Source organism: Helcobacillus massiliensis (genome assembly GCF_033106145.1).
Classification (GTDB): Bacteria; Actinomycetota; Actinomycetes; order Actinomycetales; family Dermabacteraceae; genus Helcobacillus; species Helcobacillus massiliensis.
Genome location: NZ_CP136959.1, coordinates 2,362,879 through 2,378,689 on the forward strand (window position 1 = coordinate 2,362,879; position 15,811 = coordinate 2,378,689).

The following is a 15,811-nucleotide window of genomic DNA, read 5'->3' on the forward strand; positions in this document are numbered from 1 at the left end:
CCGACCGCCCCGCCCGCAGCTGTGCGGCTGAGGGGACTGACGGGGGAATGCCGGGGTGCGGCCTGTAGTGTTGCCTCATCTTCCCGCATCCGCCGAGCGGGCCCCGCCGTGGGTCCCGCCGGGTGCAGTCGGCGAAAGGAACCCTATGGGCGGCACACTCTCAGTGCAGTTCGAAGTCATCACCCTCGCGGTGCTGGTCGCAATCCTGGTGGTGGACCTGATCCTCGTGGTGAAGCGTCCGCACATCCCCTCGGTCAAGGAATGCCTCGGCTGGGTGGGGTTCTACGTGGCGCTCGCGCTGGTGTTCGCCGCTGTCCTGTTCTTCGTGGCCGGGGGGCAGATCGCCGGCGAGTTCGTGGCCGGTTGGCTCACTGAATACTCGCTGAGCGTGGACAACCTGTTCGTGTTCCTGGTGATCATGTCGCGCTTCGCGGTGCCGAAGAAGTACCAGCAGGAAGTGCTGATGGTGGGCATCATCATCGCGCTGATCGCCCGCGCCCTGTTCATCCTCGTAGGCGCCGCGGTGATCGACCGCTTCGCCGGCGTGTTCTACCTGTTCGCGATCTTCCTGCTGTGGACCGCGTGGCAGCAGGTCAAGGGTGAGGACGATGAGGACGACGGCGAGTCGTTCATCATGCGCTCCCTGAAGAAGCTCATCCCCGTCTCCAACGAGTACGACGGCAACAAGCTGCGCACCGTGGAGAACGGCAAGAAGGTCTTCACTCCGATGCTGCTGGTGTTCCTCGTGATCGGCCTGACGGACGTCATGTTCGCCGTGGACTCCATCCCCGCGATCTTCGGCATCACGCAGAGCGCGTTCATCGTGTTCACCGCGAACCTCTTCGCCCTGATGGGTCTGCGCCAGCTGTACTTCCTGCTGGGCGGCCTGATGGACCGCCTGGTGTACCTGCACTACGGCCTCGCGGCGATCCTCGCGTTCATCGGCGTCAAACTGCTCATCCACGCGGCGCACGAAGCGCCGTTCTGGTCGGAGAGCTCCGGCTTCGGCCGCTTCGTCCATTCGATCCCGGAGATCCCGATCTGGCTGTCGCTCTCCGTCATCATCGGCTCCATGGCCATCGCCACCATCGCGTCTCTCGTGCGCGCACCCCAGGTGGCATCGGCGGGTCGCGACGAGGACGACGACACCCCGACCGCGTGATCTGAGCGACGTTCCGGGACCCTCCCACGGCTGGCGGGGCGGGCGAGGACAGGCTCACTAGCCTGGCCAGGCGGGTCACGGACGCATAACGTCCGAGGCATGAACGCCTCATCGTCCACCCTCCAGTCCTCCCAATCCCCTCTCGCCTCAGCGTCGCACGACCCTGCCGCCGGCACGACCGCTGCCCCGGAGCGGGCGGTCCCGTCGGCCTCCCGCCTCAACCAGCTGCGCGCCGGCGTCCTCGGCGCGAACGACGGCATCGTCTCGGTCGCCGGCATGGTGGTCGGCGTCGCCGCCGCCACGCCGCACTTCGGCCCCCTCGCCGTCGCCTCCGCTGCCGCGGTCGGTGCCGGTTCCCTGTCCATGGCGATGGGCGAGTACGTGTCCGTGTCCGCGCAGAAGGATTCGGAGTCCGCGACGATCGCCCGCACCCGCGCCGCCCTCGCCGAGGACCCCGACGGTCAGCTGGAGCACCTGTCGGCCTCCCTGGAGGAGGCGGGGATCCCTGCCGATCTGGCGCGCGAATCCGCGGTCCGCATGACCGCCCACGACGCGCTCGATGCGCACATGCGCATGCGCTACTCCATCGACGAGGACGAGATCGCCTCCCCGATGCACGCCGCGATCTGGTCCTTCGTGGCGTTCCTGCTCGGCGGTCTGCTGCCGGTGCTGGCGGTGCTGCTGGTCCCGGTGCCGTTCAAGATTCCTGCGACGTTCGCCGCGGTGGTCCTCGCGCTCGCCTTCACCGGCATGATTGCCGCGCGCCTCGGTCAGGCTGCGGCGGGGAAGGCGACGCTGCGCACCATCGCCGGCGGCGTGCTCGCCATGGCGGTCACGTACGGCATCGGCGCCCTGGTGGGCGTGGCCGTCTGATCGGCCGACGGTTGCCCCGCGCCCATCGGCCCTGCGCCGCGCGGACCCTGCCGCGCCACCGCTGTGCTCAGTCGGTGTGCTGGGAGGGTGCGTAGCCGCGTGCCTGCACGGTGAACATGTCGTAGTACTGGCCCCGCGCAGCCATCAGCTCGCGGTGCGTTCCCTGCTCCACCACGCGGCCGTGGTCGAGCACCACAACGCGATCGGCGGCGGAGACGGTGGAGAAGCGGTGCGTGATCAGGAGGGTGATGCCGCCGGCGGCGCGGGTCTCCTCCGCGGCCGCGGCGTACTTCCTGAAGAGTCGGTCCTCCGTCTCGGGGTCGAGGGCGGAGGTCGGTTCGTCGAGGATGCGCAGCAGGGGAGCGGTGCGCATCATGCCGCGGGCGATGGCGAGGCGCTGCCACTGCCCGCCGGACAGGCCCACACCGTCGGGCCAGGATGTGCCGAGCTGCGTGTCGAGGCCGTGCGGCAGGGCGGTGAGGACGTCGGTCGCCGACGCCCTCTCCAGGGCCCGCATCGCAGAGTCTGCGCTGTCGTCCCCGCCGAGGTCGCCGACGGTGATCGTCTCCCGCGCCGTCGCTTCGATGTTCGCGTGGTCCTGGAACGCGCCCGCGCACTGTGCCCTCCATGCCGCGAGGTCCATGTCCGCGAGCGGGACCCCGTCCACGTCGATGCTGCCGCTGTCGAGGTCGTGCAGGCCGAGCAGCAGTTCCACCAGGGTGGTCTTGCCCGCTCCGTTCTCGCCGACGAGCGCGATCGTGGACCCGGCGGGCAGGTCGAGTGTCAGGTCATCGAACACGGGGGAGGACGCCCCCGGGTGGGTGAAGGACACGTTCCGCAGACGGATCCCGTCGGCCAGGCCGGCCGGCGGCAGCGCGGTGCCCGCGTGCGCCTCCGCCTGCCCGCGCGCGTAGTCCTCGAGCCAGAGGTAGCGGGCAACGGAGCGCGCGCAGTCGTCGAGGGTGGTGATGGCGGTGCGCACACCGCCCGCGGCCTGCTGCAGGCCGGACAGGCTGGTCAGCGCCACCGTCATCGCGCCGAGGCTGACCGTTCCCGCGACGGCGTCCATGCCCATCCAGACGAGGACGCCGACGGCTGCCGCGAGGTAGATCAGCTCCATCGCGAGCGTCAGTGCGGACGTGCGGGCGGTGCCGCGCAGCAGGACGCTCTGCCAGCGCTGTGCAGCGGCCCGCAGTTCGGCCCGGAGGAACCCGCGGGCGCCGAAGGTTCGGGCCTCACTGCCGCCGGGGCGGCTCGCGGCGATGTCCATGAGCGCACCGAGCCGCTTGGAGTCGTCGGCGGCGGCCTCTTCGTGCTTCTGGCTGATGGAGGAGATGCGGCTGGTGATGAACAGCTGCGGGACCGCGGCGAGGACCACGAGGATGAGGCGCCAGTCGGCGGTGACGGCGACGGCGACGGTGGCGATGGGGGCGAGCAGCCACCGCAGGGCGTTGAGCACCATGTTGTAGGTGCCGCCGATGCCGCCGGCGAGGTCCCGCAGCAGCTGCACCTTCGCGGACATCGTCGGGTCGTGCAGGTGCGCGGTGGTGGGGATGGAGGCGAGCAGCCGCGCGGTGCGGCCCTCGAAGCGGGCGGTGAGGCCCGCCATCAGGCTGACCCGGTGGGTGATGCCGATGAACGTCAGCAGCATGCCGGCGCCCGTCTCCAGGGCCAGCAGCGTACCGCCGGCGATCGCGAAGGACCATGTACCGGTGGCGATGCCGGTAACGATGAGGGCGAAGAACACCGGCTGCAGGGCCTCGGCGAGACGGAGCAGAAGCTCCAGCAGCGCCAACAGGCTGGAGCGGGGGCTGAGCGCCCACGCCTCGCGCAGGGCGAAGCGGACGGCGGTGATCCGGGAGCCCTTCGCGACGGGCTCAGGCGTCGTCGTCATCGTGTCCACCTGCTTCCTGGAACCGCTGGGCCTGGGTGGTGAACATGCGGGCGTAGGCGCCGCCGGCGGCCATCAGCTCGTCGTGCGTGCCGTCCTCGGTGATGCGGCCGGCGTCGAGGACCACGATGCGGTCGGCGCGGCGCACCGATGAGAGGCGGTGGGAGACGAGCAGTGTGGTGGCGCCGCGGGTGACGCGCAGGAAGTCATCGAAGATCTCCGCTTCGGCGCGCACATCCAGCGCGGATGTCGGCTCGTCGAGGACGAGCACCTGCGCGCCGGCGTCCACGGCTGCGAGGGCGCGGGCGAGCGCCACCCGCTGCCACTGGCCCCCGGACATCGACGTTCCGCCCTCGAATCCCGGGGCGAGGATCGTGCCGAGGCCGTCGTCATCAGTGGTCAGGCGGTGCAACAGGTCCGTGCCGCCGGCGCGCCGCACCTGCTCGGCGACCTGCTCGTCGTCGGCGGGGCGGCCGAGCGTCACGTTGGCGCGGACATCCAGGGGGTAGCGGGAGAACTCCTGGAAGATCACGGCAGCCGTCGGCCTGCCCTCCGCGGCGGGCGTGAGCGGCCGCCCGCCCACCTCGATCGTGCCGGCGGTGGGGCGCTCCAGCCCGGCGATGAGGGACATGAGGGTGGATTTGCCGGCGCCGTTCACTCCCACCACGCCGACGCTCTGACCTGCGGGGATGCTGAGGCTGAGGTTGTGGAGGGTGTCGGTGTCGCGGCCGGGGTAGCGGAACGCGAGGTCGCGGATCTCGATGCCGGCGCCCGGCGCCGACGGGGGCAGCGCGTCCGTCGGCGCCCCAGCGGTCGGCTGGACGGTGCCGGCGGCGGGATGGGAGGGACCGGCGACGAGGCGGGAGGCGCGGGCGAGATCGTCGATGCGGCGCTGCAGGCGACCCGACACGATCATGTGCAGGTGCGGGTCGCCGATCGGCCCTACGAGTGCCACGAGGGACACGGCCGCGACCACGAGCGCGGCTATCTGCCCGGGGCTGATGCGGCCCGCGGTGGCGTCAGCGATGATCAGGGCGATGGTGCCGAGCAGCGCCACGAGGCCGAGCAGCATGGCAAGGACCTGTGGGCGGCGCAGACTCATCTCCTGCGAGCTCTCCCGCAGGGAGTTCTCCGACCCGGCGAGGTGCGGAGTGATCCACGGCAGCAGGCCGAACAGCCGCACTTCCTTCGCGGCGGCGGGCCCGGTGGCGAGGTCGAAGAAGTAGCGGGTGCGGCGCTTCGCCGGGCCCGGCGGCTTCGTCAGCGCCGCCATGAGCCGGCTCAGGTGCTGCAGCATCACGACCGCGACGATCTGGAACACCACCAGGAGGATCAGCGCCGCCCACACGTTCCACAGGCCGATGACGATGACCGGGGCGAGCGCCGAGACGCGCATGGTGACCGTGGTGACGGTGGATTCGGTGCCGAGGAGGATCTGCCAGCCCCGCAGTTCGGACGCCACCGACTGCGCCTCCTCGGACAGTTCCGGGGTGTCGAGGTGGCGCAGCGTGTCCGGGGTGAGGACGGCGGCGGCGAAGTCGTCGGAGCGGCGGACCTGCACAGCCCGGTCCAGTGCCTTCGCGCCGATGTCGGTGGCCGCTCCCAGGAGCGGGGCGGCGAGGAGGGTGCCGCCGAGCACGATCAGCGCGGTCACCATGCTGGGGTGGTCGGCGGCGGCGAGCGCTGTGACGACCCAGCCGATGGACAGCAGCCGCGCGGCCTCCAGCACCATCTGCGCAACGATGAGGACGCCGACCAGGGCTGACAGCGCCGGGCTCGACTCCACAAGGAGGCGCACCTGCCGCACACGGTCCAGCAGCTGCTGGCGCTGCGCCTCACCGGTGCTGAGCGCGGCGTCCGTGGGTGGGATGCGCAGCAGCGGCGCGGCGGGGGAGGACATGCCGCCGAGCATAGTGCTGTTCGTGACGGGGCGCCCCCGTTTTTCCGCAGGTCGCGCGGCCTTATTCTGGGGTGGCCCTCAGTACTCGCCCATTCTGCAGAGGAGCCCCATGAGCACTGCCGCCCCTTCCGGCCTGCGCCGCCAGGTCACCCTTCCCGAACTCATCGCCTACGGCCTGGTATTCATCGGACCGGCGGCTGCCGTCGGCGTCTTCGGTCCGCTCGACGCCAAGAGCCACGGCGTAGTCCCGATCGTCTACCTCGTTGCGACCATCGCGATGGCGTTCACCGCCGCTTCCTATGTGCTGATGAGCCGAGAGGTGCCCAGCGCCGGGTCCGTCTACGCCTATGCGCGAGCCGGCATCGGGCCGCGGGCAGGGTTCTTCACCGGCTGGATCGTCATGCTCGATTATCTGCTGATCCCGTCGGTCGCCTACCTGTTCACCGGCATCGCCATGAACTCCCTGGTCCCGGTTGTGCCGGTGTGGGTGTGGACCGCCGGTGCGGTTGCGCTGACCACTGCGATGAACCTCGCTGGATCCAAGATCGCCGCCCGCGCCGCCACCATTGTGGTGGTCGCTGAGGTGATCGTGCTGGGGCTCGTGCTGATCGTCGGCGTGTGGCACTTGGCGACTGTTGGTCCGTCGCGCGGCTGGCTCACCCCATTGACCGGTATCGGAGTCTTCTCCTGGCAGGCGGTGTTCGCGGCAGTGTCCGTCGCCGTGCTCTCCTATTTGGGGTTCGACGCGATCGCCACGTTCGCCGAGGAGACCGTCGGCTCCTCCCGCGTCGTCGGCCGCGCGACCCTGGTCTGCCTCGTCCTCGCCGGCGCCCTGTTCATCCTGCAGACCTACATCGGAGCCCTCCTGATGGAGCCGACCCCCGCGGAACTCGCCGCGAACCCCGAACTGCAGGGCCCCGCCTACTACACGGCGGTGGGGGAGCAGCTGTCTCCGATCCTGCACACTCTGCTCGCGGTGGCGAAGGGCATCGGCGCCGCGTTCTCCGCGATGGTGGGCCAGGCGGCGGCGTCGCGAATCCTGCTCGGCATGGGGCGCACCGGAGCCCTGCCCTCGGCTCTGACGCGGGTCTCGGAGCGGACAGGCGTGCCGATGCGCGGCATCCTCTTCGCGGCGACCGCGAACGTTGCGCTCGCGGTGTGGGCCGCCACGCGGGCCGACGGGCTCGACCTCCTCGTCTCCATTGTGGACGTGGGCGCCCTGGTCGCTTTCACTCTGCTGCACGCTTCAGTGATCGGCTGGTTCTGGGCCGGCCGGCGCCACGCCGCGGGTGCAGCGCCCGTGGCGCGCTCCGTGCTGCGGCACCTGATCCTGCCGCTGATCGGCGCGGCGATCCTCATCGCGGTGCTGGTGAACGCCTCCACGATCGCGCTGATTGTGGGCGCGGTGTGGACGGTCGTCGGCGTGGTCGTGATGCTGGTGCGCGGTCCCGGCAGCCTGGACGACCCCGCCGTCACGAGGCGCGCGGCCTAGGCGCCCGGCGGCGTCGCCGGCAGATCCACCACCCACGGTTCGAGCACCCATTCAGTTCCCGGACCGGCCGACGGGTCCAGGGCGGCGGCGATGTCCGCGGCGCTGCGGGCATGCTCCACGCCCAGGCTGCGGCCGATCCGGTCCACCACGTCCGCGATGCTCTCGCCGGCGTCCAGGCGGTCGCGGAGGGTGACGGCGCCGTCCCGCTTCGCGAGCCGCTGCCCGTTCGTGTTCAGGGCGAGCGGCACGTGGATGTACTCGACCTCTGGCCACGGCGCGGCCCCGTCGGCCGCCTTCCCGCCGCCGGCGGAGGAGCCCCCGTCGGCCGTTCGGCCCGACCGCGCAGCGCCTTCCCACCCGGGGACGTCGCGGCCCCATAGGCTCGGCCACACCTCCTGCAGCAGCGCCGTCAGATGCGCCTGGCGGGGCGCCGAGGCCAGCAGGTCATCAGCGCGGACGATCTGATCGACCGCGAACGCGCAGTCATCCACCACGCTGACCAGGTTGTACGCCCACACCCCGTCCCCGCGGCGCAGGACGATGTCATCGACCGCGCCCTCCACGCTCCCCGCGAACCGGTCCCGCACCCGGTACGTGGACACATCCGCCCGCAGTCGCAGCGCCGGCTCCCGGTTCAGGTCCGCGACCTTCGCCCGGCCCGCTTCCCGCTCCGTCTCCGTGAGATCCCGGCACGTCCCCGGGTAGGCGCCGGGTGCGGCGTGCGGCGCACTCGGCGCCTCCTGGATCTCCCGGCGCGTGCAGTAGCACTCGTACACCAGGCCCCGCTCCGCGAGACGGCGCGCCGCCTCGTCATACAGGTCCGTCCGCTCCGACTGCCGCACCAGCGGCTCATCCCACTCGATGCCGACCGCCCGCAGATCCTCCAGCTGCCGCTGCTCCGCGCCGGGCCGCACACGGTCCAGGTCCTCGATGCGCATCACGAACCGGCGATGCGTGGCGCGGGCGAAGAACCACGCGAGGATCCCGGTGCGCAGGTTCCCCAGGTGGAAGTCACCACTGGGGGAGGGGGCGAATCGGCCGGCCGGTGCCGGGCGGTCAGCGGGCGCCGCGAGCCCCACCGGCCTGCGCAGCAGCACGTGCTCGAACCCCGCCGTCGGATCCTCCTCATCGGTCTCGTGGAAGCCGAGCTGCTCGGCGAGGCGGCGCATCGGTGTGTTCTGCACCGCGGTGATCACGACCGCGTCCGACGGGTAGGGAGTGTCCGGGTCGAGGGAGCGGGAACGGTCCGCGGCGGCGAGGACCGCGCGCAGCGCCTCGAGGGCGTACCCGCGCCGCCACTGTTCGGGGAAGAGGCGGACGTACAGGTTCGCCACCGTCTCGCCGGCCACGTCCATGCCGGAGAGGCCAGCGGCGCCGACGGGTTCCCCGTCGTGTGTGGTCACGAGGAAGTAGCCGTAGTGGTCGCGGCGGGCGTAGGCGAGCCACTGCGCGAGGACGCGCTGCATCTGGTCGACTGCGCCGAGCTCGGGGATCGCGTCGTGCTCGAAGGCGCGCGGGTCGGAGTGCAGGCGCCACAGCACCGGCAGGTCCGTGTGGGCGAGGGGGCGCAGCTGCAGGCGTTCGGTGAGGATGGGCTCGGACACGCGGCCAGCCTATCGGGCAGCGCGGCACCCGTCGGCCCCTGCCTGCGGCCACCGCACTCAGTCGGCTGGGACCCGTCGGCCCCTGCCTGCGGCCACCCCACTCCGACGGCTGGGGCCCGTCGGCCCGCCGCGGCACAGCGAAGCGGCCCGACGCAATGCGCCGAGCCGCTTCGATTCACTGCCCCTGATGGGGAGCACGGATCACTTGTTCGGGAAGTGTTCCTTCTTGTTCACCGGAGCCTCCGGGTCGCGGGTGGCGTTGGGGTCCACGACCTTCTTCGGGTTCTCCACGTCGTTCACCTTCTTGGCGTCGGCGACGTGGGTCGGGGTGGAGGCATCGCGCTGGGCCGGGTTCGGCTTCACCGGGGTGTCGGTGACGCGCTTGACGTCGCCGCCCTTGGCCTCCGGGTCCGGGGTGCGCTTCACAGCGGTGTCCGCGCGCTTACCGGTCACGGGACGCTCAGAGCCCGGGTTCGTGTTCAGCGACTTCGGGTCGCGCTTGAGCGCACCCGGGAGATCGCCGGCCTCAGCGGAGGCGACGGAGTCGGACACGTCAGCGGAATCCGCATCGGTGGTGCCGGCAGCCGGGTAGTGCGCGCGAGCGAAGTCCGCCGGCGGAGCCCACGGATCCTCGATCGGACGGGTCTTCTGCCACACCACGTAGCCGACGGCCGCACCAGCAGCAGCCAGACCGGTCACCAGCAGCAGCTTGCCGAACACGCTCTTCTTCTTCTTCTTCGGGGAGGCGGTGGCGGCCTTCTGGATGTCACCAGCGCCCTTGTCCCACTCCTTGCGAGCAGCAGCCAGAGCAGCGGTGAGCGCAGCGGCACCGGTCTCCGACGCGGCCGATGCGGTGTTGCGTGCGCGCGGCAGGTAGTCGTCCTCGAAGTCGCCGCGGAACTGCTTCGCCTTCTTCGCGTAGTCGCCGTTGAGGTTGGAGGCGAGATCACCGAAGCGCTCGCCGCCCTTCTTCAGGCCCTCACGCACGTTCTTCTGCACCACGGGAGCGTAGTCCTCGTAGTAGCCGGCAGCGCGCTCACGTGCCTGCTCAGCGGCAACAGCAGCCAGCGGGCCGATCGAAGCCATCGCCTTCTGGGCGCGGGTCTGCGCCTTCGATGCGTTCTTCTGCGCCTTCTTCGACAGATGCTTCTTCTTCACAGCGGCCTTCTTCTCAGCCGCGCGTTTGGTCCTAGGCAGGAGTGCCATGTGCGAACCCCTTTCGTTGGTTCCTCCGCGTCAGCGGAACAGACTGTGCACCCGGGCGCGCGCCGCGGCAGAACCGAAGGGTCAGCCGAGCAGAGCGCACCTGTGGGCTACGCCGCAACTCTACCGCTGAGGTCTCGGAAGGATCACAGAGACTCCCCAGACACCCGCGCGCATCGGCCCAGCACACCCGCGCGCATCGACAGCGGCCTCTGGGCCGGCCCGGTGCGGGTATATGGGAGACTGGAGGCATGTTTGCAACGCTTCACACCAACCACGGCGACATCCGCATCGAGCTGTTCCCGAACCATGCCCCGAAGACCGTCGAGAACTTCGTGGGCCTCGCCAAGGGCGAGAAGGAGTTCACCAACCCCCTCAACGGTGAGAAGGAGCAGCGCCCCTTCTACGACGGCGTCATCTTCCACCGCATCATCGACGGCTTCATGATCCAGGGCGGCGACCCCACCGGCACCGGCACCGGCGGCCCCGGCTACAACTTCGATGACGAGATCTCCGAGAAGAACTTCGACAACAAGTACATGCTCGCCATGGCCAACGCCGGCAAGCGCATGAACGCCATCACCGGCCGCCCCTCCGGCACCAACGGCTCCCAGTTCTTCATCACAGTGGCCCCGACCCAGTACCTGTACGGCAAGCACACCGTGTTCGGTGAGGTCGCCGACGACGAGTCGAAGAAGGTCGTGGACGCCATCGCCACCGTGAAGACCGATATGCGCGACCGTCCGCTGGACGATGTTGTGATCGAGAAGGTCACCATCGAGGACTGAGCCCCTCGGCCCCTGTCGTCGGGCCACGGTCAGCTTCCTGGCCGCCCGACCATCTGACCACCGGTCGCGACGAAGGCCCCGGATCCGCAGCAGCGGAGGCCGGGGCCTTCGTCTGTCTCCGCGCCGCCCCACGCCCGCGGGCCGGGGCGCCGCTGAACAAAAAACGACCGGAAACGCCCCGATACAGCACGAGGGATCCCTGCAGCCCGCTTTTTCTCCAACATGTGCACGCCGTGCGTCGGCTGCAGACGCGGGGCGGCTGCCGTGATCCCTTCGGCCCGAGCGTGCGCGCGCCGATCCTGGCACTTCTCCCCAAAGACGGAAGCGCCGTGGAACGGAGGCTGTGTTCGGGTTGAGTGTTGAGAAATGGGACAGACGAGCGCGTCGCTCAACCTCGAGCGGATCTTGACCGAGGGGCCTCCTCCGCCCGGTCGCCCGGCCACAACGATCCGGGATATCCACGACTCCTTCTTCAGCCACGGACAACTCAGAGCTCGGGGCATGACCCGCCGAAGAATCGAAGCTGCTGTTCGGCAGGGCAGGGCGGTCAAGGTGGGGTGGGGCTGGTACGCAGTCCCGGGATCAGACCCGACAGTCGCGGCGGCATTGGCTCGAGGCAGGCGGATCACCTGCTATTCCGTGCTTGCCCTGTACGGACTGTGGGTTCTCGACCGCAGCGGCACTCATGAATACGGCCGAAAAGGGATCGGTGGTCGTGCAACAACAGGCCACCGGGCGGCCTGCCGGTGGCCCAACGATTCGCCGGTAGCGCCACTGCACTATGCCCTCGACGATGCGCTGCGATGCGGCAGCGCATCGGAGTCAGCCGTCGTGCTGGAGTCCGCGGTCAACAAGCGTCTGCTCTCCTTCGAGGAAGCCGAGTCGCTGCTTGCCGCGGTGCCGCGTGACCGCCGACGCCAGATCGGACGGATCTCGGGTCTCTCCGAATCGGGAACGGAAACCCTGATGCACCGCATCCTTGATGCGATGCGGGTTCCCTACCGCCAGCAGGTGCGGTTGGCGCACGGGCACAGGGTGGACTTCCGAGTCGGGAAACGGCTGATCATCGAATGCGACTCGCTGGCGTTCCACGGGAACACGATCGATGCCTACCGGATCGACCGAGCGCGCGACCTCGCCTCGATGGAGCTCGGTTTCCACACGCTGCGGTTCACCTGGCAGCAGATCGTCTATGAGCCCGACCGTGTCGAGGCGGCGATCCGGTCAGCACTCAGCCATGACCGCCGTTCACGCGTTCGCTGACCTCGGCGGTGATGCCTCGGGAGTGGGCATCGGCCCCAAACGCTTGTGCAAAAACAGGGGGAGCGGCCCCTTTTCGGTTGTGCACTGTGCAAGAGATGGAGTCCGATGCCCCCTCAAACGCGTGGAAAGCTGAAAACCGAGGATTCTGGTCGGAAAGTGCACGGTGACCCGTCGGCAGCCCGCGGCGAGGCGGGTGCGTAGGCGGGCAATGGCGCGGGGGCAGGGGCGGAGATCCGGGTGATGCTGCGCAGGGCCTGGCGCTGCGCGGCGTCTCATCACCGCGTTCCGCACCCGCCGGCGACGACCGAGTGGTAGATTCCTCACAGCTGAAACGCCGGGTACGGGGGATGAGCATGGGAGGTTCGCACAGCATCGAGGCGTGCGGACAGGCCCAGGGTTCGTCCATCGGCCCGCATCCCCCGACTCTCAAAGGACCACCGATGAGCCCCTCCCTCAGCTCCCCCCGCCGCTCGGTCGCGTTCCTGTCCTCGCTGGCATCCGTCGGCCTCGGACTGTCCTTGATCGCCGCGCCCGCATCCGCAGCATCCGTCGATCCCCTCGAGCGGGACACCACTCTGGCGGACACCGCGACACTGAAGACCCCCGCCGCCCCGGTGCCCGCCACGGATACCTCTGCGATGCAGATCCTCACCGGCTCCGGCACCGCCGACATCACCGGCGAGCCCGGCGAGAACGGCATGATGGGCTACGGCGACGGCAGCCAGAAGTCCAGCGGCATCCACATGCGGCAGTACGCGCGCGCGTTCGCGTTTCAGGACCCTGCCACGGGGGAGCGGACCCTCATCATCACCGCTGATGTCCTCTCCGGCACGAACCTGGTGCGGCAGCAGGTGCTGGCGCAGCTGAAGAAGGAGCTCGGGGACAAGTACACCGATGCGAACGTGATGATCGTGGGCACCCACACGCATGCCACGCCGGGGGGTGACACCGACTATTCGCTCTACAACGTGACCACGATGGGTGTGCACCAGAAGACCCTGGATGCGCGCGTGAACGGGATGGTGGATGCGGCGAAGCAGGCGGATGCGTCGCTCGCGCCGAGCACCCTGTCCCTCGGCACCGCGGAGCTGACCGATGCGGGCACGAACCGGTCGATGGCGGCGTGGGAGCGGAACCCGTCGGAGCTGAAGGCGAAGACCCCGGGAGCCCGCGACCCGAAGTCGGTGACCCTCGGCATCGACCGGCAGGGCGATGACCCGGACATGATCAACTTCTTCGGAACCCACCCCACGTCCCTGACCTCGAAGAACACCCTGATCTCCGGTGACAACAAGGGGTACGCGCAGTCGCTGTACGAAGCGGAGACCGGCGGCACGGGTGCGTTCCTGATGTCCGGCGGCGCGGATCAGACGCCCAACCTGAACCTGAAGCCCGGGTCGGGCCCCACCGATGACGAGTTCGAGAACATGCGGATCATGGGCAGCCGCCAGCATGATGCGGCGGTGCAGGCGCGTCAGGCGGCGGAGCCGATGGGCTCCACCACCGTGAAGTCGCAGATCCTGTGGCTCGACATGCAGAACCAGACGGTGAGCGCCGAGTACTCGACCACCGGGAAATCGGAGCGGACGTGCCGCGCGATCCTCGGCGCGCCGTTCGGCGCCGGCAGCCAGGAGGACGGTGGCGGCGGCGCCACGTTCCTGCATGAGGGTGACGGCAACAACCCGTTCTTCGAGGCGATCACGAAGGGCACGCAGAGCGGCGATGCGGCGCTGCGGCACTGCCAGGCGCCGAAGGCGACCCTGTTTGAGTCGGGGCTGATCAACGGCGTGCAGACTGTGCTGCCGCTGCAGCTGATCCAGGTGGGTGACCTGTGGATCGTCGGCGCGCCCGGTGAGGTGACGGCCGCGTCCAGCGTGATGTTGCGCGAAGCGGTCGCGCAGAAGGCGGGGATCGACCCGGATCAGGTGGTGGTGGCGCAGGCCGCGAACGCGTACGGCCACTACTTCGCGACCCCGTGGGAGTTCGAGCAGCAGGACTATGAGGGCGGCGCGACCCTGTTCGGCCGGTTCACGGTGCCGGCGCTGCAGCAGGGGTATGCGCAGCTCGCGGACCACCTCGCGAACGGCGCCGAGATCGATCCTGGTGAGGCGCCGAAGATCCGCCCGTACGTGAAGAGCGCAGTCGGCGTGGTCCTGTACGACCTGCCCGGCACCCGCAGGTACGGCGATGTCCTCACCCAGCCAGCGGGTGAGGTGAAGCGCGGGCAGCGCGCCAGCGCCGTCTTCCAGGGCGCGCACCCGAACAACGATCTGCGCCACAACGACACCTATCTCGAGGTGGAGCGCAGGGTGGTGAGGGCCGACGGGTCCGCGTCGTGGGAGCGGATCGCTGACGACAACGACTTCACCACGCGGTTCGAGTGGAAGCGGCACCTGGCGGCGCAGTCCCATGTGACCGTGTCGTGGGATGTGCCGGAGGATGCGGCTGCGGGCGAGTACCGCCTGCGCTACTTCGGCACGGCGAAGAACGGGGCGGGGCAGCTGAAGGAGATCTCCGGCATATCGCACTCGTTCCGCGTCGGGTGACGCCGCAGGTCCCGCGGGGGAGTGTGGGGGGGGTGGGGGCCGACGGGTGAGTCCGTCGGCCCGGATCAGGCAATCCTGCCCCGTCTGGTGATGGCGGGTCGGTGAGGCGCACTGTTCTCGAGGCGGCGGCGCGTCGCCGGCTCGGCATCGTCACCCCGATCATCGCGACGGTGGCGCTGCTGAGCGTGCCGCTGGCGACGTCCCCTGGTGAGTCGCTGGAGAGGCGGACCACGCCGACGGCGCAGCTCGAATTCCACACGCGGGTGGCGGGGACGGCGCTGCCGATCCTGTAGGTGCTAGGCGCGGTCGGCGCCCTCCGTCGGCGTCTCACCACGAGCCTGCATCCGCAGCTGCTCGAACAGCTCGAACAACGACTGGATCGGCGGATCCGTGGCGAACTGCGTATAGATCAAGTGGTTTCGCGGGAGCAACCCGCCCAGGCCGAACGGATACCCCGAGTCCCACCTGTTCCCCCGCCGCAGTTCGTCTGTCCAAGCATGATCCTCGACCATGAAACCGACCTGCGTCTTCTTGTCCGGGGCCTGACCGTGCGTCGGGTTCAGCCACAGGGACTCCACGTCCTCCCAACGCACCCGCCACGAGTGCGTGCACACCCCCTGCTCATCCACCGTCAGATGCCGCGGCCGCCGCCACGCCATCCACGCGTAGACCACATACAACGTCAACGGCAGAAACCCGATCCCCATCAACACCCGCAACAGCAACAGCATCGCGGACTCATCATCGAACAACGACGACGGCACCCCCGCCATGATCAGCACGGACAACACCCACAACACCACCGCCAACACGAACGCCGGCGCCCACACCTTCGTCCGCACACGCACCCGCAACGGGAAACGCACATCCTCCAGCGACACCGACTGCACTCCCTGCTCAGACATTGATCGTCCTTCCATCGCCACGTTCGGGGCCACCGCCCGACGCCCAACCGGCATCAACAGCCATCCCGAGTCGCATCTGTTGTCCTACCGCAGACCGTCCTGCCACAGACGCTTGAAGCGCCCGGGGTTTCGTTCCGAGGTCAGGACGCAACGGGCGGGACTGATGCGTGATCAGGTGTCAGTT

Annotated in this window: 12 protein-coding genes and 1 pseudogene; 7 read left to right on the forward strand and 6 right to left on the reverse strand. The window is 69.6% G+C overall.

Going from position 1 to position 15,811, the window contains the following annotated elements; genetic code table 11:
• The first annotated feature begins 145 nt into the window (after positions 1 to 145).
• The gene (locus R3I40_RS10755) at positions 146 to 1,162 is read left to right on the forward strand and encodes a TerC family protein (RefSeq protein WP_285261668.1); all 1,017 of its coding nucleotides are present in this window, start codon (positions 146 to 148) and stop codon (positions 1,160 to 1,162) included.
• A gap of 99 nt (positions 1,163 to 1,261) precedes the next feature.
• Positions 1,262 to 2,035 (forward strand): VIT1/CCC1 transporter family protein, encoded by a 774-nt coding sequence (locus R3I40_RS10760; protein ID WP_285261667.1) that lies wholly within the window; start codon positions 1,262 to 1,264, stop codon positions 2,033 to 2,035.
• A 67-nt stretch (positions 2,036 to 2,102) separates the two neighbouring features.
• On the opposite strand, the gene R3I40_RS10765 is transcribed toward R3I40_RS10760, so the two are convergent.
• Together R3I40_RS10765 and R3I40_RS10770 are read right to left on the reverse strand one after the other, a co-directional pair.
• Complete coding sequence (locus R3I40_RS10765; RefSeq protein ID WP_285261666.1) at positions 2,103 to 3,929, reverse strand: ABC transporter ATP-binding protein; 1,827 nt, start codon at positions 3,927 to 3,929, stop codon at positions 2,103 to 2,105.
• Positions 3,913 to 5,826 carry an ATP-binding cassette domain-containing protein gene (locus tag R3I40_RS10770; RefSeq protein WP_285261665.1) on the reverse strand — a complete coding sequence of 638 codons (1,914 nt, stop codon included), beginning with the start codon at positions 5,824 to 5,826 and terminating at the stop codon, positions 3,913 to 3,915. Before R3I40_RS10770 ends, R3I40_RS10765 begins: the two co-directional genes overlap by 17 nt.
• 109 nt (positions 5,827 to 5,935) lie before the next feature.
• Between R3I40_RS10770 and R3I40_RS10775 the strand changes: the two genes are divergently transcribed.
• Positions 5,936 to 7,318, forward strand: a complete 1,383-nt coding sequence (locus R3I40_RS10775; RefSeq protein WP_239375662.1) for an APC family permease — start codon at positions 5,936 to 5,938, stop codon at positions 7,316 to 7,318.
• Here the strand turns inward: R3I40_RS10775 and R3I40_RS10780 are convergent.
• The 3 genes and pseudogenes from R3I40_RS10780 to R3I40_RS10790 form a co-directional block, all read right to left on the reverse strand.
• Positions 7,315 to 8,397: a glutamate--tRNA ligase family protein gene (locus R3I40_RS10780; RefSeq protein ID WP_285261744.1), complete on the reverse strand. Its 1,083-nt coding sequence runs from the start codon at positions 8,395 to 8,397 to the stop codon at positions 7,315 to 7,317. The two genes, R3I40_RS10775 and R3I40_RS10780, sit on opposite strands and share 4 nt — an antisense overlap.
• A 117-nt stretch (positions 8,398 to 8,514) precedes the next feature.
• Positions 8,515 to 8,922, reverse strand: a pseudogene (locus R3I40_RS10785) (GNAT family N-acetyltransferase); the annotation flags it as partial.
• A gap of 201 nt (positions 8,923 to 9,123) precedes the next feature.
• A complete protein-coding gene (locus R3I40_RS10790; protein WP_285261664.1) occupies positions 9,124 to 10,128 on the reverse strand; it encodes a hypothetical protein in 1,005 nt (334 codons plus the stop codon).
• A 248-nt stretch (positions 10,129 to 10,376) separates the two neighbouring features.
• On the opposite strand from R3I40_RS10790, the gene R3I40_RS10795 reads away from it, so the two are divergent.
• The 4 genes from R3I40_RS10795 to R3I40_RS10810 all read left to right on the forward strand — a co-directional run bounded on the left by R3I40_RS10795 (position 10,377) and on the right by R3I40_RS10810 (position 15,015).
• Entirely contained in the window at positions 10,377 to 10,913 is a 537-nt protein-coding gene (locus R3I40_RS10795; protein ID WP_183377315.1) for a peptidylprolyl isomerase, read from the forward strand.
• A gap of 366 nt (positions 10,914 to 11,279) precedes the next feature.
• Positions 11,280 to 12,176, forward strand: coding sequence for an endonuclease domain-containing protein (locus tag R3I40_RS10800; protein WP_317699989.1), 897 nt, complete (start codon positions 11,280 to 11,282; stop codon positions 12,174 to 12,176).
• Between the two features lie 440 nt (positions 12,177 to 12,616).
• On the forward strand, positions 12,617 to 14,722 hold the full coding sequence (locus tag R3I40_RS10805) for a neutral/alkaline ceramidase (RefSeq protein ID WP_285261662.1): 2,106 nt from the start codon (positions 12,617 to 12,619) through the stop codon (positions 14,720 to 14,722).
• Positions 14,723 to 14,823: 101 nt separating this feature from the next.
• Positions 14,824 to 15,015 carry a hypothetical protein gene (locus tag R3I40_RS10810; RefSeq protein ID WP_239375659.1) on the forward strand — a complete coding sequence of 64 codons (192 nt, stop codon included), beginning with the start codon at positions 14,824 to 14,826 and terminating at the stop codon, positions 15,013 to 15,015.
• Between the two features lie 3 nt (positions 15,016 to 15,018).
• Here R3I40_RS10810 and R3I40_RS10815 read toward each other — a convergent pair whose 3' ends face one another.
• Positions 15,019 to 15,627: a hypothetical protein gene (locus R3I40_RS10815; RefSeq protein WP_239375658.1), complete on the reverse strand. Its 609-nt coding sequence runs from the start codon at positions 15,625 to 15,627 to the stop codon at positions 15,019 to 15,021.
• Positions 15,628 to 15,811: the final 184 nt, after the last annotated feature.

Excerpts from the sequence above, each read along its gene's own strand:
- R3I40_RS10765 (WP_285261666.1), bottom strand. The coding sequence starts at position 3,929 with ATGACGACGACGCCTGAGCCCGTCGCGAAGGGCTCCCGGATCACCGCC.
- R3I40_RS10755 (WP_285261668.1), top strand. The coding sequence starts at position 146 with ATGGGCGGCACACTCTCAGTGCAGTTCGAAGTCATCACCCTCGCGGTG.
- R3I40_RS10770 (WP_285261665.1), bottom strand. The coding sequence starts at position 5,826 with ATGTCCTCCCCCGCCGCGCCGCTGCTGCGCATCCCACCCACGGACGCC.
- R3I40_RS10760 (WP_285261667.1), top strand. The coding sequence starts at position 1,262 with ATGAACGCCTCATCGTCCACCCTCCAGTCCTCCCAATCCCCTCTCGCC.
- R3I40_RS10800 (WP_317699989.1), top strand. The coding sequence starts at position 11,280 with ATGGGACAGACGAGCGCGTCGCTCAACCTCGAGCGGATCTTGACCGAG.
- R3I40_RS10795 (WP_183377315.1), top strand. The coding sequence starts at position 10,377 with ATGTTTGCAACGCTTCACACCAACCACGGCGACATCCGCATCGAGCTG.
- R3I40_RS10790 (WP_285261664.1), bottom strand. The coding sequence starts at position 10,128 with ATGGCACTCCTGCCTAGGACCAAACGCGCGGCTGAGAAGAAGGCCGCT.
- R3I40_RS10775 (WP_239375662.1), top strand. The coding sequence starts at position 5,936 with ATGAGCACTGCCGCCCCTTCCGGCCTGCGCCGCCAGGTCACCCTTCCC.
- R3I40_RS10805 (WP_285261662.1), top strand. The coding sequence starts at position 12,617 with ATGAGCCCCTCCCTCAGCTCCCCCCGCCGCTCGGTCGCGTTCCTGTCC.
- R3I40_RS10815 (WP_239375658.1), bottom strand. The coding sequence starts at position 15,627 with ATGTCTGAGCAGGGAGTGCAGTCGGTGTCGCTGGAGGATGTGCGTTTC.